Annotated in this window: 21 protein-coding genes and 1 pseudogene; 14 read left to right on the top strand and 8 right to left on the bottom strand. The window is 61.1% G+C overall.

What is annotated here, in order from left to right:
• Positions 1–75: 75 nt before the first annotated feature.
• The 3 genes from X742_RS1000000176055 to X742_RS143680 form a co-directional block, all read right to left on the bottom strand.
• Positions 76–1467, bottom strand: coding sequence for a hypothetical protein (locus X742_RS1000000176055; RefSeq protein WP_023774739.1), 1392 nt, complete (start codon positions 1465–1467; stop codon positions 76–78).
• A 285-nt stretch (positions 1468–1752) separates the two neighbouring features.
• Entirely contained in the window at positions 1753–3489 is a 1737-nt protein-coding gene (locus tag X742_RS1000000176050; protein WP_245275624.1) for a DUF4347 domain-containing protein, read from the bottom strand.
• 156 nt (positions 3490–3645) lie between these two features.
• Positions 3646–3960 (bottom strand): hypothetical protein, encoded by a 315-nt coding sequence (locus X742_RS143680; RefSeq protein ID WP_031248464.1) that lies wholly within the window; start codon positions 3958–3960, stop codon positions 3646–3648.
• 841 nt (positions 3961–4801) lie between these two features.
• Here X742_RS143680 and X742_RS1000000176785 point away from each other — a divergent pair.
• From X742_RS1000000176785 to X742_RS143705, 6 genes are all read left to right on the top strand, one after another.
• A complete protein-coding gene (locus X742_RS1000000176785; protein WP_156939452.1) occupies positions 4802–5917 on the top strand; it encodes a glycosyltransferase in 1116 nt (371 codons plus the stop codon).
• A 155-nt stretch (positions 5918–6072) separates the two neighbouring features.
• Positions 6073–8640 (top strand): glycosyltransferase, encoded by a 2568-nt coding sequence (locus X742_RS1000000171640; RefSeq protein WP_198019252.1) that lies wholly within the window; start codon positions 6073–6075, stop codon positions 8638–8640.
• A gap of 43 nt (positions 8641–8683) precedes the next feature.
• A complete protein-coding gene (locus tag X742_RS143690; RefSeq protein WP_023774735.1) occupies positions 8684–9460 on the top strand; it encodes a DUF707 domain-containing protein in 777 nt (258 codons plus the stop codon).
• Between the two features lie 19 nt (positions 9461–9479).
• The gene (locus X742_RS143695) at positions 9480–10562 is read left to right on the top strand and encodes a glycosyltransferase (protein ID WP_023774734.1); all 1083 of its coding nucleotides are present in this window, start codon (positions 9480–9482) and stop codon (positions 10560–10562) included.
• The gene (locus tag X742_RS143700) at positions 10559–12016 is read left to right on the top strand and encodes a glycosyltransferase (RefSeq protein WP_023774733.1); all 1458 of its coding nucleotides are present in this window, start codon (positions 10559–10561) and stop codon (positions 12014–12016) included. The genes X742_RS143695 and X742_RS143700 overlap by 4 nt, the downstream gene beginning before the upstream one ends.
• Positions 12017–12072: 56 nt before the next feature.
• Positions 12073–14223: a hypothetical protein gene (locus tag X742_RS143705; protein ID WP_156939450.1), complete on the top strand. Its 2151-nt coding sequence runs from the start codon at positions 12073–12075 to the stop codon at positions 14221–14223.
• 124 nt (positions 14224–14347) lie between these two features.
• Here X742_RS143705 and X742_RS143710 read toward each other — a convergent pair whose 3' ends face one another.
• Positions 14348–15136: a TylF/MycF family methyltransferase gene (locus X742_RS143710; RefSeq protein ID WP_245275620.1), complete on the bottom strand. Its 789-nt coding sequence runs from the start codon at positions 15134–15136 to the stop codon at positions 14348–14350.
• A gap of 379 nt (positions 15137–15515) precedes the next feature.
• Here X742_RS143710 and X742_RS143715 point away from each other — a divergent pair, with 379 nt between their 5' ends.
• Positions 15516–16310, top strand: a complete 795-nt coding sequence (locus X742_RS143715; RefSeq protein WP_084569650.1) for a hypothetical protein — start codon at positions 15516–15518, stop codon at positions 16308–16310.
• A 220-nt stretch (positions 16311–16530) separates the two neighbouring features.
• Here X742_RS143715 and X742_RS143720 read toward each other — a convergent pair whose 3' ends face one another.
• Entirely contained in the window at positions 16531–16821 is a 291-nt protein-coding gene (locus X742_RS143720; RefSeq protein WP_023774729.1) for a hypothetical protein, read from the bottom strand.
• A gap of 578 nt (positions 16822–17399) precedes the next feature.
• Here X742_RS143720 and X742_RS1000000173100 point away from each other — a divergent pair.
• Positions 17400–17590: pseudogene (locus X742_RS1000000173100) on the top strand (DUF4158 domain-containing protein); the annotation flags it as partial.
• A 10-nt stretch (positions 17591–17600) separates the two neighbouring features.
• On the opposite strand, the gene X742_RS1000000176780 reads toward X742_RS1000000173100, so the two are convergent.
• Positions 17601–17849 (bottom strand): HWE histidine kinase domain-containing protein, encoded by a 249-nt coding sequence (locus X742_RS1000000176780; protein ID WP_084569649.1) that lies wholly within the window; start codon positions 17847–17849, stop codon positions 17601–17603.
• A 349-nt stretch (positions 17850–18198) separates the two neighbouring features.
• Here X742_RS1000000176780 and X742_RS143725 point away from each other — a divergent pair, with 349 nt between their 5' ends.
• Complete coding sequence (locus X742_RS143725) at positions 18199–19239, top strand: LacI family DNA-binding transcriptional regulator (protein WP_023774728.1); 1041 nt, start codon at positions 18199–18201, stop codon at positions 19237–19239.
• A 46-nt stretch (positions 19240–19285) separates the two neighbouring features.
• Here the strand turns inward: X742_RS143725 and X742_RS143730 are convergent, their stop codons facing one another.
• Positions 19286–20320, bottom strand: a complete 1035-nt coding sequence (locus X742_RS143730) for an L-idonate 5-dehydrogenase (RefSeq protein ID WP_023774727.1) — start codon at positions 20318–20320, stop codon at positions 19286–19288.
• Positions 20321–20334: 14 nt separating this feature from the next.
• Entirely contained in the window at positions 20335–21303 is a 969-nt protein-coding gene (locus X742_RS143735; protein ID WP_023774726.1) for a 2-hydroxyacid dehydrogenase, read from the bottom strand.
• A gap of 125 nt (positions 21304–21428) precedes the next feature.
• Between X742_RS143735 and X742_RS143740 the strand changes: the two genes are divergently transcribed.
• The 5 genes from X742_RS143740 (at position 21429) to X742_RS143760 (ending at position 26245) form a co-directional block, all read left to right on the top strand.
• Complete coding sequence (locus X742_RS143740; RefSeq protein WP_031241675.1) at positions 21429–22166, top strand: SDR family oxidoreductase; 738 nt, start codon at positions 21429–21431, stop codon at positions 22164–22166.
• On the top strand, positions 22135–22707 hold the full coding sequence (locus X742_RS143745) for a gluconokinase (RefSeq protein WP_051407725.1): 573 nt from the start codon (positions 22135–22137) through the stop codon (positions 22705–22707). The genes X742_RS143740 and X742_RS143745 overlap by 32 nt, the downstream gene beginning before the upstream one ends.
• 4 nt (positions 22708–22711) lie before the next feature.
• Positions 22712–23593: an NAD(P)-dependent oxidoreductase gene (locus X742_RS143750; protein WP_031248452.1), complete on the top strand. Its 882-nt coding sequence runs from the start codon at positions 22712–22714 to the stop codon at positions 23591–23593.
• 80 nt (positions 23594–23673) lie between these two features.
• Positions 23674–25170: a sugar ABC transporter ATP-binding protein gene (locus tag X742_RS143755; RefSeq protein WP_023774722.1), complete on the top strand. Its 1497-nt coding sequence runs from the start codon at positions 23674–23676 to the stop codon at positions 25168–25170.
• A gap of 19 nt (positions 25171–25189) precedes the next feature.
• A complete protein-coding gene (locus X742_RS143760; protein WP_023774721.1) occupies positions 25190–26245 on the top strand; it encodes an ABC transporter permease in 1056 nt (351 codons plus the stop codon).
• Positions 26246–26249: the final 4 nt, after the last annotated feature.

Below are 26249 nucleotides of genomic sequence, written 5' to 3'. Positions count from 1 at the left end.
GCATTGTTGTGGTCCCCGGAATTACCCGGCGCGGGCTGTTCTCCGTTGCCGTGGCCGTTATTGGCATGGCCAGTGTCACCACCACCCGAACCCGTTCCTCCGGTCGGGCCTGTCGGACCTTGCGAGCCTGTTGCACCGGTCGAACCCGTTGCTCCGGTCGAGCCTGTGGCACCCGTCGAACCCGTTGCGCCGGTCGAGCCAGTGGCACCGGTCGAGCCTGTCGCTCCGGTCGAGCCAGTTGCTCCGGTCGAGCCAGTGGCACCAGTCGAGCCTGTTGCACCGGTCGAGCCAGTCGCTCCGGTCGAGCCTGTTGCACCAGTTGAGCCTGTCGCTCCGGTCGAACCAGTGGCACCGGTCGAGCCAGTCGCACCGGTCGAGCCTGTTGCACCAGTTGAGCCTGTCGCTCCGGTCGAACCGGTGGCTCCAGTCGAGCCAGTCGCTCCGGTCGAACCAGTGGCACCGGTCGAACCGGTTGCTCCGGTCGAACCGGTTGCTCCGGTCGAGCCCGTGGCGCCAGTCGCACCCGTGGCACCGGTCGAACCTGTGGCACCCGTATCGCCGGTCGCACCTGTGGCTCCGGTTGCACCAGTCGAGCCCGTGGCACCGGTCGAGCCGGTCGCACCTGTGGCACCGGTTGCGCCAGTCGAGCCTGTTGCGCCCGTCGAGCCAGTGGCACCGGTCGAGCCAGTGGCACCGGTCGAGCCAGTGGCACCGGTCGAGCCGGTTGCACCAGTCGCGCCGGTTGCGCCGGTCGAGCCAGTGGCACCGGTCGAGCCGGTTGCTCCGGTCGAGCCTGTCGCTCCGGTCGAGCCTGTTGCACCAGTCGAGCCAGTGGCGCCGGTCGAGCCTGTGGCGCCGGTCGAGCCAGTTGCACCGGTTGCTCCGGTCGAGCCGGTGGCGCCGGTCGAGCCTGTCGCTCCGGTCGAGCCAGTCGCTCCGGTCGAACCTGTTGCACCGGTCGAGCCAGTTGCCCCGGTAGAGCCGGTCGCTCCGGTCGAACCGGTCGAGCCGGTCGAGCCGGTCGAGCCAGTCGCACCGGTAGAGCCCGTTGCCCCGGTCGATCCGGTTGCTCCGGTCGAGCCAGTCGCTCCGGTCGCGCCAGTCGACCCCGTGGCACCGGTCGAGCCAGTCGCTCCGGTTGAACCAGTTGCTCCGGTAGAGCCCGTTGCCCCGGTCGATCCGGTTGCTCCGGTCGAGCCAGTCGCACCGGTGGACCCGGTGGCCCCGGTCGAGCCAGTCGCACCGGTGGACCCGGTTGCTCCGGTCGAGCCAGTCGCACCGGTGGACCCGGTTGCTCCAGTCGAACCGGTCGCTCCGGTCGAACCGGTGGCGCCTGTCGACCCGGTTGCTCCGGTCGAGCCAGTTGCTCCGGTCGAGCCAGTGGCACCGGTCGAGCCAGTTGCTCCGGTCGAGCCAGTTGCTCCGGTCGAGCCAGTCGCTCCGGTCGAGCCAGTTGCACCCGTCCAACCGGTTGCCCCGGTCGAGCCGGTGGCCCCGGTAGAGCCAGTTGCGCCGGTCGAGCCGGTGGCCCCGGTAGAGCCAGTTGCGCCGGTCGAGCCTGTCGCTCCGGTCGAGCCTGTTGCACCAGTCGAGCCAGTTGCGCCGGTCGAGCCTGTGGCGCCGGTCGAGCCAGTTGCACCGGTTGCTCCGGTTGCTCCGGTTGAGCCGGTGGCGCCGGTCGAGCCTGTGGCACCCGTCGAGCCCGTGGCACCTGTGGCTCCGGTCGCGCCAGTGGCACCGGTTGCTCCGGTATCACCCGTCGCGCCCGTCGAACCTGTTGCGCCGGTCGAGCCAGTCGCTCCGGTCGAGCCGGTTGCGCCAGTCGAGCCGGTCGCTCCGGTCGAACCTGTTGCGCCGGCCGAGCCAGTGGCACCGGTCGAGCCGGTTGCGCCAGTCGAGCCGGTCGCTCCGGTCGAACCTGTTGCGCCGGTCGAGCCAGTGNCCAGTCGCTCCGGTATCACCAGTCGCTCCGGTATCACCAGTCGCTCCGGTATCACCAGTCGCGCCAGTCGCCCCGGTAGAGCCCGTTGCACCAGTCGAGCCAGTCGCGCCTGTGGCCCCGGTTGCGCCGGTCGAACCTGTCGCTCCTGTATCGCCGGTCGCACCTGGGGCTCCGGTCGCGCCGGTTGCACCGCTCGCTCCGGTCGCACCGGTCGAACCTGTGGCGCCAGACGAACCTGTGGCACCCGTATCGCCGGTCGCACCTGTGGCTCCGGTCGCGCCGGTTGCACCGCCCGCTCCGGTCGCGCCAGTCGAACCTGTGGCGCCGGTAGAGCCTGTGGCACCGGTCGCACCGGTCGCACCCGTCGCGCCGGTCGCGCCAGTAGAGCCGGTTGCACCGCTTGCTCCTGTCGCCCCGGTCGCCCCGGTCGAACCCGTGGCCCCGGTCGAGCCAGTCGCACCCGATGAGCCGCTCGCGCCAGTAGAGCCNCCCGTGGCCCCGGTCGAGCCAGTCGCACCCGACGAGCCGCTCGCGCCAGTAGAGCCCGTGGCTCCTGTCGCGCCCGTGGCTCCAGTCGAGCCAGTCGCACCCGACGAGCCGCTCGCGCCAGTAGAGCCCGTGGCTCCTGTCGCGCCCGTTGCGCCGGTCGAGCCTGTTGCGCCGGTAGCACCCGTGGCTCCGGTCGGGCCTGCGGGGCCTGTCGCACCCACGGTGCCAGCACTCGCGACAGTTAGGGTGCCGTTAGCAAAGTGATTGCCGTCATTGCCCGGCCCGAAATCGTTGATAGGCGTGGTGACGAAAGAATAAGTCGGCGGGTTGGTCAGTTGGAGGCCATTGTTCGGATTGCCGTCGGCGTCGACAGGAGTAAGTGTACCATACAGGTCGAAGCCGCTATCGTAAATTAGATAGGTATGAGTAACGTCCGGAACTGTAATAGTTGCGGAAAAAGTTGGGACTCTTCCGTTGCTTCCAGATGGAAGATTAAAGCTACCGACGACTGTGTCGTCGGAGTTAAGAGCCGTACCATTTGTATCGACAAGGTAGTACGTGTTGATATTGTTTCCGTTACCAGTAGCTATAAGTCCAGTAAGTGTCAGATCGCCCGATGTTGCAAGCACACCGGTGTAACTTGCCACACCATGCGAAGTCAGCGGCGGCAAAGGCGCTCTAACCTGTGTGGATAATTCCCAGGTGCCGCCCAAGGCGGCTGCGCCAACCAGCGATCTCGATGCGCGGACGTCCGCGCCGACAGCCTCTTCCAGCGCCGCTACGAAGCTCTCGCCAGCATTCCCAGATGCCGTCTCGCAGCTCCAAAGCCGCAGTTCGCCGTCCGCTCCAAGCGCCCTGCCGATTGCGGCAAGATCCCCAGCCGCTTCCTTTAATGTGGCGACCGACCACTCTCCGGCGCTGAAGCTAACCCGGCCAGGCGCGCCATGCGCGATGATGTGCACCGCGTCGAGTCCATTGTGCTCGGCCAATGCGGCAGCGATCTGCTTCGCAACTGGTCGACGGCTATCGAGCACGATCGCTCGAACCTCCGGTCGCATGTTGCCGATAGCAGTCTCGAGGTCGGAGATCGAAGGATCGACAAAAAGAATTTCAGAGGCGCGGGCCATGACTGGCTCCTGTTGGCTTCGAATTCTGTTCAAGAGGAAACCGCCGGGCTTGGCCGGCGTGCGGTCGGGAGGAGGGCTTGGGCGCGGTCATCTTCCAGACGGCCCGACGGCGCCGTCGGGACGTTCGACAGCGGGGCTCTCTACGCGGAGGAAGCTGCAGGCCTGGAAATTCCCGCCATCGTCAAACGTGCCAATCGCAAATGGACCGGCTGCGGCCGGAACCTTAACGGTGACAGCCACGGCGAGACTTCGCTTGACGGCCTTGGGAAGAATGACCTGGCCAACGATCGCACTCTTGGCCGTGTCCAGGATAAAATAAGTCACATTTTCGGTCGCATCACCGATCGGCAAAACGCCCCTAACCGTGACTTCCATAACCGCAAACCCTGCTGTGTAACTCATACTATCCTCCTCGGTCGCAGCGACTCCGCGGCGCCTTTCGCGTTCGGCCTTCTAGAAGCGCCCGACCGAGCGCGACGCGGTCGGTCTTGCGGGTGGGTGGCATCTGGTGGGTGGGTGGGCGACGCCGGGCGCCTTTGTGCACCAAGTGTTCCAATGGCGCGCCGCGCTGATGTTTCGATTGTTCGCCTGGCAGGCGGCAGACCGATAACCGATCTCTCGATCGGCTCCGATGTCCAGCCGCGAATGGTTGGGGGTGGCGAAGCTGATGCTTCACATTTCCTGCGATGCGCACGCGATTCTACCGGACTCACGACTCACTCCCGTCATGTTCACGCCGATGTCTCGGCGAAAACTTGAGAGGGATCTCCGGAACGGGAACCCGTCCGCCTCCAGCAGAAGGACAAACGTATACGCGGCAGCGCACGCTTTGCGAACGCACCTGTTCAGCCGCGAAGTGGCCTAGCTACTCCAGAACTTCTAAAACCCTCTCAAGAACGCCAACCCACCCGCGATCTGCGCGAGTGCCCCTCAAAGCTGTATATTAGTAAACAGAAAATTAGGGATTTGTAAACTATAAGCGAACGGATAATTGATCAGGGAGCGGATGGGGGCCATTCTTTAACGCAGTTGCTGAAAATTGTTCTTCAGAACCCTGCCCTTAACGTCTCCTCTCCAGCCCTTGCCATGTCGCAATTGGTCAACGTCAAGCGTGGCACTCCTCTGGCGGGACGCCACTTAGAACCTCGGTTCGACGTTTCTCGATCTTGACGACACCTGGCAAATGGCGGTGAACTAATCGAGGGGCGGCGTGACGGACCGCCGCTCGGAGCCGACGATTCAGATGACAAGCCGCAAGCGCCTCTGCCTCAACATGATCGTCAAGAACGAGATGGCGAACCTTCAGCGCTGCCTTGGAGCGGTGGCCGACCACATCGACTGCTGGGTCATCGGCGATACCGGCTCGACCGACGGGACCCAGGATTTCATCAAATCGTTCTTCGCTGCCCGCAACCTGCCGGGCGAACTGCATGAGTTTCCCTTCCTGAATTTCGAGCAGGCGCGTAATGCGGCACTTGATCACGCCTACGCCTCGGCACTCGCTTACGACTATCTGCTATTTGACGACGCCGACATGGAACTGGTGGTCGAGGACGTAGGCTTCCGAGAACAACTCGTCAGTCCGGGCTACCGGCTGCTGCAGCGATCGGAGTCCGGCCTGACCTATTGGAACACCCGCCTGGTCAGGCGCGACGCCGGCGCGCGCTATCACGGCGTGACCCATGAATATCTCGACGTGCCCGACGGTGTGCTGGAACTGCGCAGTGCCTGGTACAAGGACCACGCCAGCGGATCGAACCGGGTCGACAAGTTCGAGCGTGACGCGAAGCTGTTGCTCGAAGGTCTTGATAGGGAACCGGAAAATCAGCGCTATTGGTTCTATCTGGCGCAATCCTATCGCGACGCCGGCCGGACGGCTGAGGCTGCGGTGGCTTACGCCAAACGCGCCGTGATGGGCGGCTGGGACGAGGAAGCGTGGAACGCACGCCTGCAGGGGGCCCGCTGCTTGCGCAAGCTCGGCGACGAGCCTGGCTTCGTTGAGCAGGCGCTTGCCGCCTTCAATCAACGGCCGCAACGTGCTGAGCCGCTCTATGACCTCGCCAGGTTCTACCGCGACAAGGGAATGAACGATGCCAGTCTGCTGTTTTCCGAAGCGGGGCTGGCGATCAAGCGGCCCGAGCAGGACATCCTGTTTCTCGAGGACTACGTCTACACGACAGGCCTGCTGGAAGAGTTTGCGATCGCCGCGAACTATTCGCGCGATCCTGTGCGCAAGGACCGCGGCTTCGCGGCTTGCAACTGGCTGGCGCTGAACCGGACCATTGGCGACGGACCGAGGGAGCTGGCGTGGTCCAACCTGTTCTTCTATGTGCAGCNCGTGTGCTCTTCCGATCTCTGAACCGGACCATTGGCGACGGCCCTAGGGAACTGGCGTGGTCCAACCTGTTCTTCTATGTGCAGCCCGCCAAGACAATGATGCCGTCCTTCAGCGCGCGTCCGGTCGGCTTCACGGCGCCCGATGGCTATCGGCCATCAAACCCGTCGGTGGCTCGATTGGGCGACCAGATCGTGTTCCTGCAGCGGACGGTTAATTACACCCTGGCCGAAGACAACCTCCAATACGACACGCCGGGCGGCGCTCCGGTTCACACGCGCAATTTCCTGCTCCGATTGAGCGATGAACTTGCCATCCAGTCCGCAAGCGAGATTTTGCCGCCAGTTGACATGCCGGACCCCGCTAATGGCCGGGTTCTCGGATTCGAGGACATGCGCCTGTTCGGTTGGCGTGATGCGCTGTGGGGCGTCTCATGCGTACGCGAGCTGACAGAGGAGGGCTGGTGCGAGCAGGTCGTCGCGCGCATCGACGAGAGTGGCGCCTGTCGGCTGACTGACTGGCGCGTGCTCCATCCGACAGGGCCGCGTGTGCACGAGAAGAATTGGATGCCGCATGTAAAGCCCGGCAAGACGGGGGCAGGGGCAGAGACGCTGCGGTTCATCTACCTCTGCGACCCCACCCGGATTGTGGACGAGCAGGGCGCGACGCTCAGCGAGACTTCTCCCGCGATTGCCGCCCAGAGTTTCAGGGGTGGAACCCAGCTGATCGCATTCGCCGGCGGATGGCTCGCCTTGATTCATGAAGTCCAGTGGCGGACAGCGGAGAAGCGGCGTTATTACCTGCACCGGTTCGTCTGGTTCGATGAAGCCGACACGTTGCGAAAAGTAAGCCGTCCGTTCTTCTTCGACAAAAAGGGCGTCGAGTTCGCCGCCGGGCTGGCGTGGCACCCGGACGAAAGGCAGTTGCTGATTTCCTATAGCATCACCGACAGCCAGTCCTGGATCGCGACCGTCGAGGAGGCGGAGGTGAGGTCGCTGCTGGAGGACGTGGATGGCCTGCCATCGGGTCTGGCTGATACAGCGTCGAGGCTGACGTCGGCCGGTGGGCACAGCAGCACGCCAACGAAAGCAGGGGTCAAGCCTGAACGCGCTGAAGACGATGGGGCCATGTGTGATGCCAGCCAGACGGCGTCGGAAGGCAAGGACGTAGGCGCCAGCGGCATCAAGTCGACAGATGAGATCTTCCATGATCTCGCGCCGTTTCTGCGCGACGTCGATTCTCCGCTTGAGCGACGGGAACGATCGCGCCAGTTCGACACGCGGATTTCTCCCTTCCTTGGCGGCGACGACACCGCCCTTCCGCAGATCAACTGCTTCTACCAGGTGATGTCCGACAAGGCCGAGCATCGCACCATGATTGCCGCCACGACGTCGATGCGGGCAGCGGGCCATCCGGTGCGGGTGTGGAGCTATGCGCCGGAGAAGCTGGAGTTCATCGTCGCGCATGGGGTCGAAGTCCGCAATGCAGACGACGTCATGCCGCGGGCCTTGTTCGAGCGGATCGTCGCCGGCTCCGAGATCAGGTATTTCAGCGATATCTTCCGCTACGCCCTGCTCTACGAGCATGGCGGGCTATGGATGGACTGCGACGTCATCCTGCTGCGGCCGTTCCCGTTTCGCGGCGATCATTTCTTCAATCTGCAATGGCGCGGATCGCACAAAGGTCATTTTGTTTGCGGCAACATCATCTATGCCAAGCCCTATAGCCGCCACCTCAGGGCGCTGTACGAGATGTCGATCTCGCGCTTCCATGACACCAGCGGCAAGGAATTCGGAGACATCGGCCCCAAGCTGCTATCCGACTACATAGCCTCCGATGCGGGAGCGGAACTGCGAGAATGGGTGTTCAGCCCGATGTTCTTCAACACGATCGATTGGAATGAGATCGACCGGTTCGAGAAGCCGATAACGGAATTGGCCGACTATCTGAGCGATGAACGGGTGTTCGGCATCCACCTGTGGACGGCGCGCAACGAGGCCCGGCCGGGCGGCGAAGGGGCGCCGCTTATTTCGACGCTGATCAGCCCACTCGAAAGCTTCCCCACATTCACAAGTCTCGCCGATCGCTTCAATACCGACAAGAACCGGCACACCGGAAACCGACACGCCTATGCCCGGATCTACGATCGCCTGCTGTCGAGCCGAAAATTGTCCATGCGGCGACTGATGGAGATCGGTCTGTGCCGTGGTTTGGCCGAAGGCAACCAGACCGAGACCCCTTCCGTCTCACTTTGGCAAAGCTATTTTCCGTTTTGCCAGGTGGTTGGTGTCGACCTGACGGATTTTTCGCAGCTCAACAATGAACGGTTCAAGTCGTTTGTCGGCGACCAATCCAAGCTGGACGACCTGCGCGGCGTTGCCGCGAAGCTCGATCTGGGATCGCTCGACGTGATCATCGACGACGGCAGTCACGCCTCGTTCGACGAGCAGTTGACGCTCCGCGAGTTCTTCCCGCTGCTCGCCGAGGGTGGTTGGTATTTTCTCGAAGACCTCGACTGGCAGCCGCCCGGCGAGGATGCCGCCAAGATCACGCTGACGAAGAACTTGCTGCGGGAAATCCAGCAGCACGGCAGTGCGCGCTCGATCGATCCGCTGGGGGTGAGCGCGCTTGCAGGTCAGTTCGCAGAGGTTCTGTTCTTCGACAGCCACTATGAGTTGAACCGGGCGAAGCTGACGGGCGGCCTCGTGGCCATACGAAAGCGCGCAGAAACAGGGCATCTTCGGTAAAAATCGCAGCGAGAACCCTCGTTGTCGTATCGGACCAAATTGAATGTTTGAGAATTCGAACGATATTCAGCTGCTGTCCGTCCCGCCTGACCCAAGGCGCTATCTGATTCTGATACGAGCCGGATCGAAGCGCCGCCCTTCCTTTTTTTCCGAGATTCCCGAAGAGGAGCGCCAGTACGACCTCGCCGTAAATTACTACGCCACGCCACACCCGGATGACATTCTTCGAAATAGGGCCGAAATTGTTTTTGCCGGCGGCCGATCAAAAATGCATGGCGCTAAACGGTTCTTCGAGGCTACAGGCCTTCATAACATCTATGAGGGAGTTCTATTCCTTGATGACGATATAGAAATTCTCTTCAATCCTGATGCTTTTTTTGCCATTTGCGATGAGTATTCGCTTGATCTCGCTCAGCCCGCCTTGACTCCGGATTGTGTCGACGCGATGGGGCTGACACGCGAGCATCCTGGCCTCAAGCTGCGGATCACGAATTGGGTCGAGGTTATGGCCCCTTTCTTCAGGCGCGCTTTCCTGAAGGAGATGCTCCATTCCTTTGACCTATCAATCTCGGGATGGGGACTCGACCTATATTGGGGTCATCACCTCGCGGACCGCTGGACTGCCGGCATCGTCGACGAATTTCTGATGCGGCATACCCAAGTAAGCAATCACGAGACGGGTGCATTTTACTCATATCTTCGCTCGATCGGTGTTGATCCTTATGAAGAGATGAAGTCAATTCTTACCATGATTGACACCAATCCATACATCGCCAGGCCGATACGTTTTGTCTACCGAACTTACTCCTTTCGAGCATAGATCCTATGGAAGATTTCTGGTGAAAGTAGCCGTCTACACCATTGCGTTGAACGAGGCCGCAAACGCGGAGCGCTGGGCCAATTCGGCCGTCGACGCCGACTATCGCATTGTGGCCGACACCGGCAGCACCGATGACACGGCGGAACGGCTGACTGCGGCCGGCGTTACGGTGCACCGGATAGCGGTGCGCCCTTGGCGCTTCGACGACGCTCGCAACGCCGCCATGGCGCTTATCCCCGACGACGTCGATGTGTGCTGCACAATGGATATGGACCGGTTTCTCGAGCCCGGCTGGCGGCCGAAGCTCGAGGCGGCCTGGACTCCCGAGACGACAGCCCTTTATTGTCAGACAGTGTACAGAGCGAGCGTCGACAATCCGACCCCACTTCGTAGCTGGCCGGCGAAAAACTTTCATCATCGCTGGGGATATCGCTTCAGGCGGCCAGTCCACGAAGCTCTGGTCTTCACCGGAGAAACGGAAGTCACGGCGAACAGCAGTGACATTATCATGTTCGAGGTGCAGGACCTCGCCAAGCCAACAAGGAGCAACTACCTGCCGCTGATGCAGGTGGCACACAAGGAAGACCCCGACGACGCGCAGATCTGCTTCTGGCTCGGACGGGATTTGATGTGGGCCAACCAACATGAGCGGGCCGTTCCGTTGCTTGAGCGCTACCTTGACTTGCCGACAAGCAAGTGGGCGGAAGAACGCTCCGAGGCGATGCGTTACATCGCGCGCATGCGGCCGGAGCAGAGATTGTCCTGGCTGGACAAGGCCCGGATGGAAGCGCCTCACCGGCGCGAAATGTGGCTCGACCTGGCAGAGGAGTTCCACGGCAAGGCCGACTGGCTGAACCTCTTCTGGGCCTGCACCAATGGGATCGAGAAGACCCACCGCACCGGTAGTTATCTGGACGATCCAAACTGCTGGGGCTTTCGGCTGTATGATCTCGGTGCGATCGCGTCGTGGCGCCTCAATGCCATGGCCCGGGCGGTCGAGTGGGGGCGAACAGCTCTTGAACTCGATCCGAACAACCAGCGTCTCAGGGACAACCTTGATTTTTTCATCGGTCACAGAGACAGCTTACGAGCAGGCGCATGAGCGGTTCTTCTTTCAAACCTGCGCGGCTATTTACTGTGTTCGGCACCGTCATGTACGTCGAGCCCGTCACGGGTGAGTTGCGACACGGCCCCATCGAGAGCAGTCTGGCGAACGCATTTTTTGAGTCGGGCGCGTGTTCCGGAGGCAGCCGTCTGGGTCAGTTGACCCATGTCGTCAACGGTTCACACCAACCGATTGCCTGCTATGCTGAAACCTGCTTTTCCGTCTCACAGTCGGGGCGCGAAAATCCGACAGTCGATCCCACGACATTCGAATTGATACCGCTGGAGCGTGGTCTGCTGACGCTGAAATCCGGCGGTCTTTTCTTGTCGGCCACACCTGACGGCCAAATGAGGCTCTGCGCTGCCGTTTGCAGCACTTGGGAGCTATTCATCGCTTCGGAGATCTGGTGCACTGAGACGCCTGGGTTCGAACTTGGCAACGCCTGGCGCTCCAGTGATCTCGCCTTCGATCGACGAGGGATTGAGAGCTATATTGTTCATCCTTCAATACGGGTGAACGCGAACAGGCAACCACGGGCCAGGAAGATACTAATCTATGGATACACGAAGTGGTCGCATGGGCGTGTGTATTATGATTTGTGTAGGCATCTCCATGAGCAGGGCTATATAGTAGATATACTAGACTGGCAGATGGATAATGCTGACCGCATTCAAGAGATTAGTCTTTATTACGATCTCATTATAGCGGCTCCAGATGGAATTTCCACATTGGTCGGTGCATATGGCATTCCGTACGAAAAAATCATCGCCGTTTCACATCATGAATTCGACATTCGAATGTTGAGTGAGCAGAAGGGGATCGATGTCTTCGACAAATTTGCTAACTATGGGGTGGTGAGCGAGTACGTATATTGCGCGTCAATGATGCGGGGTGTGTCGCGCGCCCCAATGGTTGCGTCGCTAGGCATTAACTACGATGAATTCTATGCCAAGGTCCCGGAATGCCTGACAACAGTTGGTTACGCCTCCTCCATGTCCGTCAAGACTTATGGAGTCGAGTGGAAACGTGGCGATCTCGCGGAGGCAGCTACACTGGATGCGGGTCTCGCGTTCAAAGTCGCGGGTTCAACCGGAAATCAAACCTCCTTTCACGATATGCCCGACTTCTACAAATCGGTTGACGCCGTGGTGACCAGTTCAATCAGCGAGGCTGCTCAGTTACCTGTCATGGAAGCGGCGGCCGCCGGACGGCTTGTGATCGGCACGCCAGTGGGGCATTTCCCGCTCAAGGCTTATCACGGGGGTGGTATCGTTGCCCCGGTGGAGCCCAACAAGTTCAAAAGCTTTACGACAGCCACGCTACGACATTATAAGGAAAATTCAGCCGCTTATGTAGATAAATGCTGTTCGATCCAGGAAGCGGCTCGGAAGTTCGATTGGAAATATTCAATTTTTGAATGGGTTGACCTGATAGAATCAGCAAACATCTGAACTGTGCCAAAATCTGGACGTCTTGTTAAATATTCGGAACATAAGGATTCTCGTGTTTGCGTGTTTTGTCAAACCACATAATTTCTGAAAATGCGCAGGGAGCTCGCATCCTTTGCGCTATTACTTTTCACTTCGATCGAACACGCCTTGGCTATCTAGCGGAAGTCCTGCGCTCGCTTGCGGAATATCCGGTGGCCGCGATGGATGTCATAATCGTAACGAACACGCTCCAAAAAGATGAATTGAGCCTACTCAATCGCCTTTGCAGAGAGACGCTGCCGCCGAACGAGGTGTCTGTTCGCAGTTACGGTGATCTGACCGACGGTTGGGATCTGACGTGGTGTCACAAGACGATCATCGCCAGGGAGTTCATCTACGAGAATCCCGGTCGCTACACGCATTTCATCTATCTCGAGAACGACATTCGCCTTAGCTTCCTCAATTTTTGCTATTTCGTCGAATACCGTGAGGCACTTCGCCGATTCGGGCTGCTGCCGTCATTCATTCGGGTGGAATACAGTAAAGCCCTTGGCGGCTTCACCGCCAGCGACGTTTTTTGGCCGGTTTACGTGCCAGTTCAATCCCATGTGGTACTTGGTGACATGGTGCTAGTGAACATGCCGAACCCCTACAATCCCCTGTTCATCCTCGATCTCGAACTAGGTGCGGAATATGTCCAGTCGCCCTCGTTCGATCGACAGGCAAGCGGGACAGTATGTCCATGGGGTGTGGCGGAGCGGGCAGCAATGGGGCTGTGCTTGGAAAATGTCCCGGCGCCCTTCCAAAGTCGCTACGTTACTCCAGTTTATCGGAAATCTGATACGGCCCCGGCCTTCGCGTTGGTGTGGCACATGCCGAATAACTATGCGGACAATCCGCGCTCGGCTCTGGGCAAAGTTCGGGTTGATCGTATGTTCATCGGCGCGGGAGAGCTGGGACAAGACGGCCGCTGGAGCATCGCAAATTCCATCGCAGTCGCCGCTGACGATCGGGGCGATGAGAGTCTGGGAACCTCCGATGAGTCCGGCCGTTCCCATGCCAGGGCTGTCAGCAACGCCGACCACGACACTGTAGGCGCCGGCGCTTCACTAGTACTCGAGAATGTTCTGTCGTTGCCAGATCAGTATTACCTCATTACTCATCATGATACAGTAGTATTCTTAGATACCGATTCCAGACTGGTTCGCCATGCACCCTTTGGTATTGCGGCGTGGAGCCTCGTGATTGAGTTAGCGGGTCAGAAGGGCCGATTGCTGAGGCGAGGAAAATCTCCTGGGGAAGTTCGCCAGCTATCGGCAGGGAGATTTGACAGCGATACCAGCACGAAAATGGTTCCCACGAATCTCGATTGCGATATTGAGAATTTTTCCGATGGCAGCATCGGCATCCGTGCCGGCGACCACTATCTGGGATCAGACCTGGATGGCTTGGTTCGCCTAAAGGATTGGTGTCGGGACTGGGAGCGTTACCAGCTGGTTAGGGAGGACACGATCGAAGGTTTGACGCTTCTGCGCCGTTACTCTTGGCTCAGCCACACCGATCGACGGGTACACTCCTTGGCCGCGCAGCCGATCGACTTTGGCAGAGAGCGCCCGGCTGAATCCAGCGCGCTGGCGGCGTCGCTTGCACCGGGAGCAATTGCCTTCCGTCGTAAGGTCGCATTCGGGCCAGCTGCCCTGAAGCTGATCGAGAGGCGCCCGCAAATCGTCTTTGAGCCAAGCAATGCGGCTCTCGAGCAACTCATTCCCGAGCGAGTCAAAATACTCGACAGCGACACGGAGGCTCAAAGCGTTTTTTCACTCTTTCGACCGCTCATTCATTTCTGGCTCGGAAACGACCATTCGGAGTTCGAAAAGCTTCGGCATTCACTGGACTCATTAAGCCGGGTGGCAGGACTTGATGCCACAATTTGCATTGCGAGCACTCAATCCAAGACCCACCTAAGACAGCTGGTTCCGGAGAAGTATCGCAATGACGCTTTGTTTTTGGATGCCGATACGACAGGTGCCTATGCGGGCATACACGACTATCATCCTGTGGTTCATGCGTATGTGGGATGCACATTTGGTGTTGATCTCAAGGAAGGCCTCATAGAGTTGCTGCTCTCGCTCAAGGGAGAGTTGGTGCTAGGCTCTGGATTAACAGCGTACGCAAGCCTGCCAAATTTTCTAACACAAAGCGAAAACTTGGATGGTCCCCGGCTATGAGCGTCACGAGCCACAAGAAGCGAGGTAGTGATTCCTGCGTGTTCGGCTTTTACTTGCAGGAAGCAGAACGCCCCACTCCTGTATCGGTAAGAGTGTTAACGGCTTCGCCCAATGAAGAACTTTGTCAATCGTGATTTGCAAGATCGGTAACCCTCCACCACACTGCGCAGCCATCGATTGGAATTAATGGTGACGTAATACCCTCTCTATTCCGGAATTCATTTACAGCTTGAGCGCACGGAGCGAGAAAGTAATCATCAATGATTACAAATCCACCGTATGATAGCTTGCGATAAAGCGCGTCAAGAGCTTGAATTGTTGATTCATACATGTCTCCGTCAAGTCTGAGAATCGCTAATTTTTGTATCGGAGCGCTGGGGAGTGTGTCCTTGAACCAGCCTTCAAGGAAGACAACTTGCTCGTCAAGCAGGTCATATCTGCGGAAGTTTTCTTCCACGTCCTTCCGGGAGATCGCCAGTTGCGTATGCGTGTGGTGAATGTCCCCAGCGTCCGCTGCATAGAGTTCCGGGCTCGGAGGAGGAAGGCCAGCGAAACTGTCAGCGGCGAAGACGCGACGTTGAGTCTCGGCGTACGAGGCAAGAATACCTCTCATAAAAATACATGCCCCGCCGCGCCAAACTCCTGTCTCAATGAAGTCCCCAGGAACATCATTCAAGATCACAGTTTCGCATAAATGCCGCAGATTGCGCATCCTCGCTGAGCCAATCATGGTTTGCGCCAGTCCCGGCCAATCCCGCCCAAGGGCACGCTTGTTCGGATCATATTTCCCGCCCGTCCACGGATCAATGGGCGCGTCGCCATATAGGGTTCCGGTGAGCGATGCTTCCAGAACATTAAGATACCTATTTCGCATCTTCATTGCCGCGGTCACGAAGTCATGACTGTCACTCAACGTTTGTCTCCTTCTGCGAGCCTTAAACGGACCGACACTCCCCGCGCTGGGAACGCGCTCGAAGTCCTTGCGTATCATCGTGTGGAAGATCAATCCAATAGAAAGGTGCCGCAAGATTTTGAAGTTTGGCTGTCTCAAGGCTGAGTAGCCCGATGTTTACATTTGGGAAAAGATAGCCTTGCCCACTTCCAATGCCCTAGCTACTGTCCGGGCCTTCACCATTGGTGGATTATCATGGTAGTTTATATGTGACCGGTGGGACATCAGGAATCGAGTGCGACGACGAGATTTCGTTACACTTTTGGGAGGCTCAGCGGCCGGAGGCCTGCTTCCTGCGGCGTTGACGGATCGGGACGCCCGCGGGGAAAGCAATGCGACCATGGCACCGACTACTCCGTCTCTTCTCTCCGCTCCCATGGAACTCACCGGCGATTGGGGCCACATGCTTCCCCGCTCGGCAGATCAGGTCGTCGAGCGCATGCGGCATGCGTGCCTGGATGGCGTCCGCCTGGTCTCCGATCGCCAGCCGACGCGGCTTCGCGTCGACGAGCATACGTCAGGCGCACCGTCCGTCTGGCTGCACTTTGACGGCACCAGCATGGCGTGGATCATTGTCGACATAGGCGAGCGCGACTGGTCGAAGCTTGCCTACCAGTTCGGGCACGAGCTCGGCCATGTCACGTGCAACAGCTGGCAAGTCGATGCCAAGCCGGCACCGCCCTGCCAATGGCTCGAGGAGGCGATGGTCGAGGCCTTCTCGCTGCGCGGCCTGGGGCGCCTGGCGAAGGGCTGGAAGGAGAACCCCCCATTCGCCGACGACAACGCTTTCGGCGGAGCGATTGCCGAGTATCGCGACAACATCATCCGAGGCTATACCGCACTCGCCGACAGCCAAGGGCTCACGGGCGACGCCGCGGCGTGGTTCGCCGGCCATCGCAGCGAAATCGAAATACCTGGCCTCAATCCTTTCGCCCAGGCGATGTCGGTCACCATTCTGGCCGAATACGATCACGCGCCGGACTGTGTCGAGGCACTGGGTGCACTTAACCGCTGGCCCGGCCGCACCGGTATCCCGATCGCCGAGTACCTGAAGCGATGGGAGGCGAGCTGTGCCGAACTGCAAGCCTCGCCCCGACTGCCGGTCCGCATGCGCGAGCTGTTGCGCATCGCCTGACGAGGTGGGCGAGGATCGTCGGAACCGCCACGCAGAGGCAAGGCCGCCGCGCTGACGCGCAGAATGAAGCCCGTATGCGTCTGCCGGCTCCGCCGGACTTCCCAAGCGCGCTGGGACGTTGACGCGATCGCCATAGAGCACCCCTCCCGATATCGCCAAGAGCGATGCCGATGCCCAGCAGGAGGTGGTGCGTCAGAGGCAAGCCTGTTGCCTCTGTAGGTCAATCGCTGCGGTCATAGCGCTCACCGCACCAGCGTACTGCATTGACGGTGCCGGCTTGGCGTCGGCCTGCCAGCTGTTGGCCGTGACAGCATGGCCGAGTTCGTGCCCGAACTGGTAGGGCAAGCCTTGACCAGTCGCGCTCGCCGATGTCGACGATGATCCACGCCATGCTGCTGCCGTCGGGACGCAGCCAGATGGCCGGCGTACCGGAGGTGTGCTCATCGACGCGCAGCCGCGTCGGCTGGCGGTCGGAGACGAGCCGAACGCCATCCAGGCAGGCATGCCGCATTCGGCGATGCCATTGCCGAGTATCGCCAAAACATCATTAGAGGCTACACCACGCTCGCCGACAGCCAGGGGCTCACCCGCGACGCTGCGGTGTGGTTCGCCGACCATCGCAGCGAGATCGAAATACCCGGCCTCAATCCTTTCGCCCAGGCGATGTCGGTAACCATCCTTGCCGAATATGAAAGCGCGCCCCATTGCGTTGAGGCGCTGGGCGCACCCAACCGTTGGCCCGGCCGCACCGGTGTCCCGATCGATGAGTATCTCAGGCGATGGGAGGCGAGCTGTGCCGAACTGCAGGCCTCGCCCCGATTTCCGGTGGGTGTGCGCGCATCGTGTAGTTGGCGGCTCCATGCATGGCGGAGCTGCCGGGTGCGGGCTCGTGCGGCAGATCGGACACCCGGAAAACCGTGCGACAGCCCGGGACCAAGTGGCTGCAAAGCGGAGAGGGTACTGGCCGCGAAGCGACGGCCGAGGCGAGATAATTTCATTCGCCCAATCCGTTGTCGTCCCTGCAGGGCCCCGATACCACCGCAGGCTCGGTCGCATCGCCAGCTTATTGCGGTACCCACGCCACTGGGTGAGATTGGACTTCGCAGACGAGAACACAATCAGCTCGGATTTGCCGTTCAGCTCTGCCTGATGCGATATCCGGGCAGGGTGTTAGTCTAGCGGCCGATGAAACTCCGCCTCGCGCAATGTTAAAGTACGTTGCTGAGCAGATTGGCGTCGACGCTGGAAAGTTTGCGCTCGATGCACGCCGTGAAGAAACGGCCAATGCACTCAGCCTCTCCTTCTTGTGCTCGCGCAAATGCTCCATATCAAGGTAGCGGCGAATACGGCGAAGCTGCAATGCGGCACCGCCATCAGCAATTCGAAAAGGTTGGCGCCCTTCCAATCGGCCGATACCAGAAGGTCGTGTGGGGACGAAAGCGCGATGATCCGCTGCCGGACTTCGCGACAAAGGCCATAGCCGCAGGCTTCGAAGCTGGACTGTTTCCCAAGGGAAGTGGCTCCAAACCTTCTTGTGATCGCTAGGTGATATCGATAACATGGGGCGCAAGTCGCTAAGTCTGGCGGACGTTAGATTGGCTGGGATGTACTGTGGAGCAGCGTGATGGCCAAGGCAGCTGCATCGAGACCGGGCGAAAGCCACACGCCGACGATGGTCGACGTGGCGCTGCGNGTGGGGACGAAAGCGCGATGATCCGCTGCCGGACTTCGCGACAAAGGCCATAGCCGCAGGCTTCAAAGCTGGACTGTTTCCCAAGGGAAGTGGCTCCAAACCTTCTTGTGATCGCTATGTGATATCGATAACATGGGGCGCAACGCTAAGTCTGGCGGACGTTAGATTGGCTGGGATGTACTGTGGAGCAGTGTGATGGCCAAGGCAGCTGCATCGAGACCGGGCGAAAGCCACACGCCGACGATGGTCGACGTGGCGCTGCGGGCCGGTGTGTCGACCATGACGGTGTCGCGCGCCTTGAAGGAAGGCAGCCGGGTTTCCAAGGCCACGCGCGAAAAGATCATGGCGGCGGTCAACGACCTCGGCTACGTGCTCGACCAATCGGCCGGCAGTCTGTCCTCGCGCAAGACGGGGTTCGTCGCCGCGATCGTCCCTTCGATCAACAATTCCAACTTCGCCGACACGGCGCGCGGCATCACGGACGAGCTTGAAAGCACTGGGCTCCAGCTCTTGCTCGGCTACACCGACTATACGGTCGAGAAGGAGGAACAACTGATCGAGGCGATGCTGCGCCGGCGGCCCGAAGGCATCATCCTGACGGGCGGCGCGCATACAGACCGCGCCCGCAGCCTTCTGAAAAGCGCCGGCATTCCCGTGGTCGAAACCTGGGAGTTGCCGGCAAAGCCCATCGATCAGGTGGTCGGGTTCTCTAACGAAGAGGCGATGGGGCTGCTGGTCAAGACGCTCGCAAAAAAGGGCTACCGGAAGTTCGGTTATATCGGCGGCACGACCTCGCGCGACACGCGCGGCAGCCAGCGGCGCGAAGGCTTCGTCAGGGCCATCGAGGAACTTGGCCTGCCGACCGGCCGGCTCGTTTCCTTCGGCGTGCCGCCGATCTCCATCGAGCAGGGCGGCCAGGCTGTCGTCAGCATGCTGGAACGCTGGCCGGACACCGAGGCCGTGCTTTGCGTCTCCGATCTTTCGGCCTTCGGTGCGCTTATGGAATGCAAGCGCCGGGGCATGCGAGTGCCGCAGGACATCGCGATAGCCGGCTTCGGCGACTATGAGGTCGCCGCCTTCTGCTATCCCGGCATCACCACCGTGAATGTGGACTGCTACGGCATCGGGCAACAGGCTACCCGAAGATTGATCCAGGTGATCCGCGGCGACGAGAAACGCCACGGCCAAGAGATCGTCCTGACCGGCTATCGCGTTGTCGAGCGCGAAAGCACCTGAGGGTCTTCTGTTCCGAAAACCGGTTCCCACTTCTGCGGATCATGCTCTAATTGAAAGCGATCTGGACCTTCATCGACTTGTTTCGGTCACCGGCGATCTCGAAAGCCGCAACCGCCTCGTCGAGAGGATAGATGCCGGTCAGCAGCAGTTTGACATCCACCCGGCGACGGTTGATCAGATCGACGGCGAGCGCGAACTCGTCGTGGAAGCGGAAGCTACCGCGCATCTCGATCTCTTTGGCGACGATCAGGTTCTGCGGGATCGACACGTCGCCGCCGAGGCCGAGCTGCATCAGCACGCCGCGCGGCTTCAGGACATCGAGGCCGGACCGCATGGCGCGTTCGTTGCCGGAGGCTTCGAACATGACGTCGAAACTGCCCTTGTCGACATTGTAGGCCGCGAGCTTTTCGACGTCGGTCGCGACATTGATCGTGCGGTCAGCGCCGATCTCCAGGGCCTTTGTCAGCACGCCGTCCATGACATCGGTGGCGACGATTTCACGCGCGCCGTGGGCTCTGGCTGCCAGGATGCAAAGCGCGCCGATCGGACCGCAGCCGGTAACCAGAACGCGCTTGCCAAGCAGCGAGCCAGCACGGTTCATGGCATGCAGCGTCACCGCAAAGGGCTCGGCGAACGCGGCTTCGTTGATGGAGACATGGTCAGCTATTCTGTGGCACTGCCACGCCTCGGCGACCAGGCGCTGGCGGAACGCCCCCTGGATGTGCGGCATCGGCATGGCGCTGCCGTAGAAGCGCATGTTCAGGCACTGGTTCTGCATTCCTTGCAGGCAGAAGCGGCAGGCATTGCAGGGGCGGCTGGGCGAGACAGCGACGCGGTCGCCGATGGCAAGCGCGGAAACGCCGCCGCCGATGGCCTTCACCGTGCCGGCAACCTCGTGGCCGAGGATCATCGGCTCGCGCAGGCGGATCGCGCCGAAGCCGCCATGGTTGTAGTAGTGCAGATCCGAGCCGCAGATGCCCCCGACTTCGACAGCGATTTCGACCTGCCCATCGCCGAGGACGCCTGGATCGGTCTCTTCGATCCTCAGGTCCTTTGCGGCGTGGATGACGATCGACTTCATAAGGTGATCCTTTCTCAGACGACCGGCGTCAGCAAGGTCTGCCCACTGAAATGGGCCGCGAGATTGTCGCGAACCAGCTGACCCATGGCCTTGCGGGTCTCCACCGTGCCGCTGCCATGGTGCGGTTGCAGCACAACGTTGGAGAGCTTTCCGAAGCGCTCGTCGATCCTCGGTTCGTTCCAGAACACGTCGAGCCCGGCGCCCTTGATCGCACCGCATTCCAGCGCGGCAAGCAGCGCGATCTCGTTGACGGTGCTGCCGCGCGATATGTTGATCAAAATGCCGTCCGGCCCGAGCGCTGCCAGAACCTGTGCATCGACGATGTTCTTGGTGCCTTCGCCACCGGCCAGGGTCACGATCAGGAACTCACTCTGGCGTGCCATCTCAACCAGATCGCTGACGAAGTCGTAAGGCAGGTCGTCGTGTTTGCGGGTGCTGAAATAGGCGATCTCGCAGTCGAAGGCAGCCGCGCGCCGGGCCATGGCCTTGCCGATGCGGCCCATGCCGACAATGCCCAGCCTTTTTCCGTAAACGCGCGTCACCAGCGGCATGTTGGCCTGACGCCAGCTGCCATCGCGCACATAGGCATCGGCCTGAGGAATCTGGCGCGCCACGGCGAGCAGCAGGCCGATGCCGATATCGGCCACATCCTCGGTCAGCACGTCGGGGGTGTTGGTGACGCGGATGCCGTTTCCCCTGGCGTAGACAAGGTCGATGGCGTCGGTGCCCATGCCGTAGCAGGAGACGATTTCGAGCATCGGCAGTTTCGCCATCAGCGCGGCACTGGCGCCAAGCTCGCCGCGCGTCGCAATGGCGCGGATAGCGCCGGCATGGCTTGAGATCAGTGCGCCCTTGTCGTCAGCCTGCCAAAGCTTGTGGACGCGATATTTGACTTCGAGGTCTGCCATGTCCCAGTCCGGATAGGGACCGGTCATCAATATGTCGGTCACGGCATCGTCTCCCGCGCAACTGCATTTTTCCATTGACTATGTTATCGATAACATTCATGTCAATAGGCACTGACGGCGGCGCGGCGGAAATCGTATCCCGCTTCAGGGACATTCCTCGGGAGGAGCACGTGAGCAGTTCGTTGTTCGATTTGACCGGCATGCGGGCGCTGGTCACCGGTTCGGGGCAGGGCATCGGGCTGGCCTTGGCGGAGGGGCTGGCGCAGCACGGCGCCGAAATCGTGCTCAACGGCCGCAGCGGCGAAAAGGTCAAAGCAGCCGCGGATGCGCTGGCGGCGAAGGGATACAAGGCCCATAGCGCAGCCTTCGACGTCACCGATCACGCGGCGGTGGCCAATGGCGTTGCCGAGATCGAGGCGACGATCGGCGCCATCGACATCCTCATCAACAATGCCGGCATGCAGTTCCGCATGCCGCTTGAGGATTTTCCCGCTGACAAATGGGACGAATTGCTGCGCACCAACATCTCCAGCGTGTTCTTTGTCGGGCAAGCGGTGGCGCGGCACATGATCCCGCGCAAGCGCGGCAAGATCATCAACATCGCCTCGGTGCAAAGCGAGCTGGCGCGGACCAACATCGCGCCCTATACGGCCACGAAAGGCGCGGTGCGCAACCTGACGCGCGGCATGTGCGCCGACTGGGCCAAGCATGGCTTGCAGATCAATTCCATCGCGCCGGGCTACTTCAAGACGCCGCTCAACCAGGCGCTGGTTGACAATCCCGAATTTTCAGCCTGGCTGACCAACCGCACGCCAGCAGGACGCTGGGGCGACGTCGGCGAACTGGTCGGGGCGGCGGTGTTTCTGGCCGGACCGGCCTCATCCTTTGTCAATGGACACACGCTCTATGTCGACGGTGGCATCACGACCTGTCTTTGAACCCGCGCTCATTGTCGTGATGGGCGTCAGTGGCTGCGGCAAGACCGAAGTTGGCGTCGAGATCGCCGCGCGGCTTGGTATCGCCTTCGTCGAAGGCGATACGCTGCATCCGCGCGGCAATGTCGAAAAAATGTCGGCGGGCATACCGCTTGCCGACGACGATCGCTGGCCGTGGCTGGACCTGGTCGGCGCGGCCTTGCGCCAGGCGCGTGAGGAGGGCCGCGGGCTCGTCGTCTCTTGCTCGGCGTTGAAGAAGTCCTATCGCGATCGACTTCGCCATGTGCCGGGCGGGCCGCTGTTTTTTGTATTCCTGGACGGATCACGCTCGCTGCTGCAAGCCAGGCTCGCCGCGCGTCGCGACCACTTCTTCCCGCCGGCGCTGCTCGACAGCCAGTTCGCGGCGCTGGAACATCCTGGCGACGAAAAGCTGGTGGTTACAGTGGACATCGACGCCCCCATCGACAGGATTGCCGATGCCACATTGCAAGGGCTGGGCGCCTTTGGGATCGCCACCGCCAGATCAAGGAAAGAGGCTCGTTAAGATGATGCAAGCTGCAAAAGTCGCCGTTGTCGGCGCCGGCATCATGGGGTCGGCAATCGCCACCCGCCTGATCGAGGCCAGGCAGGCGGTCACGGTGTTCGATCTGGACAAGGCCAAGGTCGCCGCCCTGACCGCGAAGGGCGCGGCTGCCGTGGCGTCGGTCGCCGAGGCAACACGAGCGAACGACTTCGTCATCCTCAGTCTCAACCATGCCGATATCGTGCGTTCGGGGGTGTTCGGCGATGCCGGTGTCGCGGCCGCGGCATCATCCGACAAACTGCTGATCGACATGTCGTCGATCGACCCGGCCGACACTGCGCAAATGGCGAAGAAGCTCGCGGCCGAGACCGGGATGAAATGGCTCGACTGCCCGCTGTCGGGCGGCGTTCCCGGCGCGCTGGCCGGCCGGCTGACGGTCATGGCGGGCGGTGACGCCGCAGATTTCGAACGCGCACGCACGGTGATGCAACATCTCTGCGCCAACTACACGCTGATGGGGCCGAGCGGGGCAGGGCAGACGACCAAGTTGATCAACCAGCTGTTCTGTGCGGTGCTGTTCCAGGCCGTTGCCGAGGCGGTGAAACTCGCCGAAGCCGGCGGCGTCGATCCGAAGGCAATTCCGGCCGCACTCAAGGGCGGGCGTGCCGATTCCAGCATCATGCAGGAGTTCATGGCAAAATTCGCCGCTCGCGATTTTTCAGCCACCGGTCGCATCGACAACATGCTGAAGGACCTGGATTCGCTGCAGGCCTTTGCGCTGAAAACCAAGACGCCGATGCCGATGACCGGGCAAGTGGTCGAGATCCACCGCCTGCTCTGCGCCGCTGGACTGGGGCCAAGGGATTCGGCCGAAATGATGCGCCTGCTCGACGGCAAGACCAGCTAAGCTTCGATGCCTGATATTGTCGCTTGACGCTCAGAAATGTTATCGATAACATTCTCTGGCGATCTCGGGAGGAACGCTCCGTGACTGAAGAAAAACTGATCGAGTTCAAGTCGATTACGAAGGAGTTCGGCGGCACCCGCGCGCTCTCCGACGTGTCGCTCGATCTGCACAACGGCGAGATCCTGGCACTGCTCGGCGAGAATGGCGCCGGCAAGTCGACGCTGATCAAGACGCTGGCCGGCATCTACCGCCCCGATGGCGGCAGCATCCTGTTTCGCGGCGAGCCCTATCACCACCGCCCGCCGCGGCCGAACCAGCGCCAGTCCGTCGCCTTCATTCACCAGGATCTCGGTCTGATCGAATGGATGACCGTCGGCGAAAATGTCGGTCTCGCCCAGGGATTTTCGCTGCGCTCTGGCCTCATCGACTGGCGCTCCACCGAAAAGCGGGCGCACGAGGCGCTGAAGCTGGTCGGTTGCGATTTCGATCCGACGACCCGCGTTCAGGATCTGACCCGCACCGAGAAATCGCTGGTCGCCATCGCCCGCGCCCTTGCCACCGAGGCCGATGTGCTGGTGCTCGATGAGCCGACCGCCAGCCTACCGGCCGACGAGGTCGACCGCCTGTTCGACGCCATCCGTCCGCTCAAGCAACGCGGCGTCGGCATGATCTATGTCTCGCACCGCCTCGACGAGATTTTCCGCATCGCCGACCGCGTCGCCGTGCTGCGCGATGGCAGGCTGGTCGGGGAGAAGAAGGTCGCCGACACCAGACCCGACGAGCTGGTCGAGATGATCGTCGGCCGTCCGGTCAGCCAGGTTTTCAGCAAGGCTCAGACGCAGGCCGGCCAGACGGTCTGCACTGTCCGTGACCTGGTCTGCGCCGGAGCCGGCCCGGTGTCGTTCGACGTGCGCAAGGGCGAGTTGCTCGGCCTGGTCGGACTGCGTGGCGCCGGGCAGGAGCTGGTCGGCCGGACGCTGTTCGGTTGCCAGGCCTTTTCCGGCTCGGTGACGATCAATGGCGTTACGCCCGATCTGTCGAGCCCGATCGCTGCGATGTCGGCCGGCGTCGGCCTCATCGCACGCGACCGGACGGAGGAATCGATCGCGGCCTCCTTGTCGATCCGCGAAAACAGTTTCCTCAATCCCGGCGCCGGCAAGCGCAGCCTGTTTTCCTTCTTGGCGACGCACAAGGAAGCAGCACTCGCTCAAGCCATCGGTGCCTCGGTTGGTTTGCGCCCCAACGATCCGAACCTGCCGATCGAGGCCCTGTCTGGCGGCAACCAGCAGAAGGTGGTCGTCGGCCGATGGCTCCACACCGGGCGTACATTGCTGATCGCAGAAGATCCGACCGCCGGCGTCGATGTCGGCGCCAAGGCCGAGATCTATCGGCTGATCGGCCGCGCGCTTGAAGCCGGCCTCGCCGTTGTCGTGGTGTCGACCGATTTCGAGGAGATTGCCCATATCTGCCACCGCGCCCTGGTGTTTTCGCGCGGACAGATCGTGCGCGAACTCACCGGCGACAACCTGACCACATCCGCCGTGATTACCGCGGCATCGGCTTCCGAAGCCGCCTGATTTTTCTGGGAGCGAACCCATGCAATCGATCGAATCCAGCGCACTCGAACCGACCCGCGGCGAAATGGCGGGTTTATCGTTGGGGCAGAAGATCACCCGGCTGCTGCCGGTCTACGGGTTGGTGATCCTGACGGCGCTGCTGATCCTTTTGTTTTCGATCCTGCTGCCGAACACCTTTCCGACGCTGCTCAATTTGCGCTCGATCATATCCGACAAGGCGATCATCGCGCTGCTGTCGCTGGCGGCGATGATCCCGATGGCGTCCGGGCGCATCGACCTCACCGTCGGCTACGGCATCGTGCTGTGGCACATCCTCGCCATCAGCCTGCAGACCATGTTCGGCGTTCCGTGGCCGCTGGCGGTGATCATCGTGCTGCTTCTGGGTGCTGCGACCGGCTTCCTCAACGGACTGCTGGTCGAAATCGCCCGTATCGACTCGTTCATCGCCACGCTCGGCACTGGCACAATGCTCTACGCGCTGGCGCTATGGCACACTGGCGGCCGGCAGGTTGTCGGCGTGCTGCCGAACGGGTTCTACGCGCTCAATGGCACGATGGTGTTCGGGCTGCCGATCACCGGCCTCTATGTTTTGGCGATTGCCGTCGCGCTGTGGACCATCCTCGAATATCTGCCGATCGGGCGCTACGTCTATGCTATCGGCGCCAATCCGAAGGCCGCGGCGCTGAACGGCATTCCGGTGCGCCGCTTCGTCATCGGCGCCTTCATCTCATCGGGTTTCCTGACGGCGCTGACAGGCGTGCTGCTTGCCTCCAAGCTGCGCATCGGCCAGGCCAGCGTCGGGTTGGAATATCTGCTGCCGGCCCTGGTCGGTGCCTTTCTCGGGTCGACCACCATCAAGCCGGGACGCGTCAATGTCTGGGGCACGATGACGGGCGTCGTCATCCTGGCGGTCGGCATTTCCGGCATCCAGCAGTTCGGCGGCTCGTTCTTCGTCGAACCGCTGTTCAACGGCGTGACGCTGCTCGTCGCCATCGGCATCGCCGGCTACGCCCAGCGCAAGCGCGGCGCCGCGCTCCGGGCCAGGACCAAGACCGTGGCGCAGTCCTCGAACTGACCAG

Source organism: Mesorhizobium sp. LNHC229A00, assembly GCF_000502415.1.
Lineage (GTDB): Bacteria > Pseudomonadota > Alphaproteobacteria > Rhizobiales > Rhizobiaceae > Mesorhizobium.
Note: the sequence above shows the minus strand (reverse complement) of the source record. Positions and strands in the feature narration are given on the sequence as shown.

Bases quoted from the DNA above. Each gene is read 5' to 3' on its own strand.
- X742_RS143680 (WP_031248464.1), bottom strand. From the start codon at position 3,960: ATGAGTTACACAGCAGGGTTTGCGGTTATGGAAGTCACGGTTAGGGGC.
- X742_RS143690 (WP_023774735.1), top strand. From the start codon at position 8,684: ATGTTTGAGAATTCGAACGATATTCAGCTGCTGTCCGTCCCGCCTGAC.
- X742_RS143700 (WP_023774733.1), top strand. From the start codon at position 10,559: ATGAGCGGTTCTTCTTTCAAACCTGCGCGGCTATTTACTGTGTTCGGC.
- X742_RS143715 (WP_084569650.1), top strand. From the start codon at position 15,516: ATGGCACCGACTACTCCGTCTCTTCTCTCCGCTCCCATGGAACTCACC.
- X742_RS143720 (WP_023774729.1), bottom strand. From the start codon at position 16,821: ATGCGGCATGCCTGCCTGGATGGCGTTCGGCTCGTCTCCGACCGCCAG.
- X742_RS143725 (WP_023774728.1), top strand. From the start codon at position 18,199: ATGGCCAAGGCAGCTGCATCGAGACCGGGCGAAAGCCACACGCCGACG.
- X742_RS143730 (WP_023774727.1), bottom strand. From the start codon at position 20,320: ATGAAGTCGATCGTCATCCACGCCGCAAAGGACCTGAGGATCGAAGAG.
- X742_RS143735 (WP_023774726.1), bottom strand. From the start codon at position 21,303: ATGGAAAAATGCAGTTGCGCGGGAGACGATGCCGTGACCGACATATTG.
- X742_RS143740 (WP_031241675.1), top strand. From the start codon at position 21,429: ATGCGGGCGCTGGTCACCGGTTCGGGGCAGGGCATCGGGCTGGCCTTG.
- X742_RS143745 (WP_051407725.1), top strand. From the start codon at position 22,135: ATGTCGACGGTGGCATCACGACCTGTCTTTGAACCCGCGCTCATTGTC.
- X742_RS143750 (WP_031248452.1), top strand. From the start codon at position 22,712: ATGCAAGCTGCAAAAGTCGCCGTTGTCGGCGCCGGCATCATGGGGTCG.
- X742_RS143760 (WP_023774721.1), top strand. From the start codon at position 25,190: ATGCAATCGATCGAATCCAGCGCACTCGAACCGACCCGCGGCGAAATG.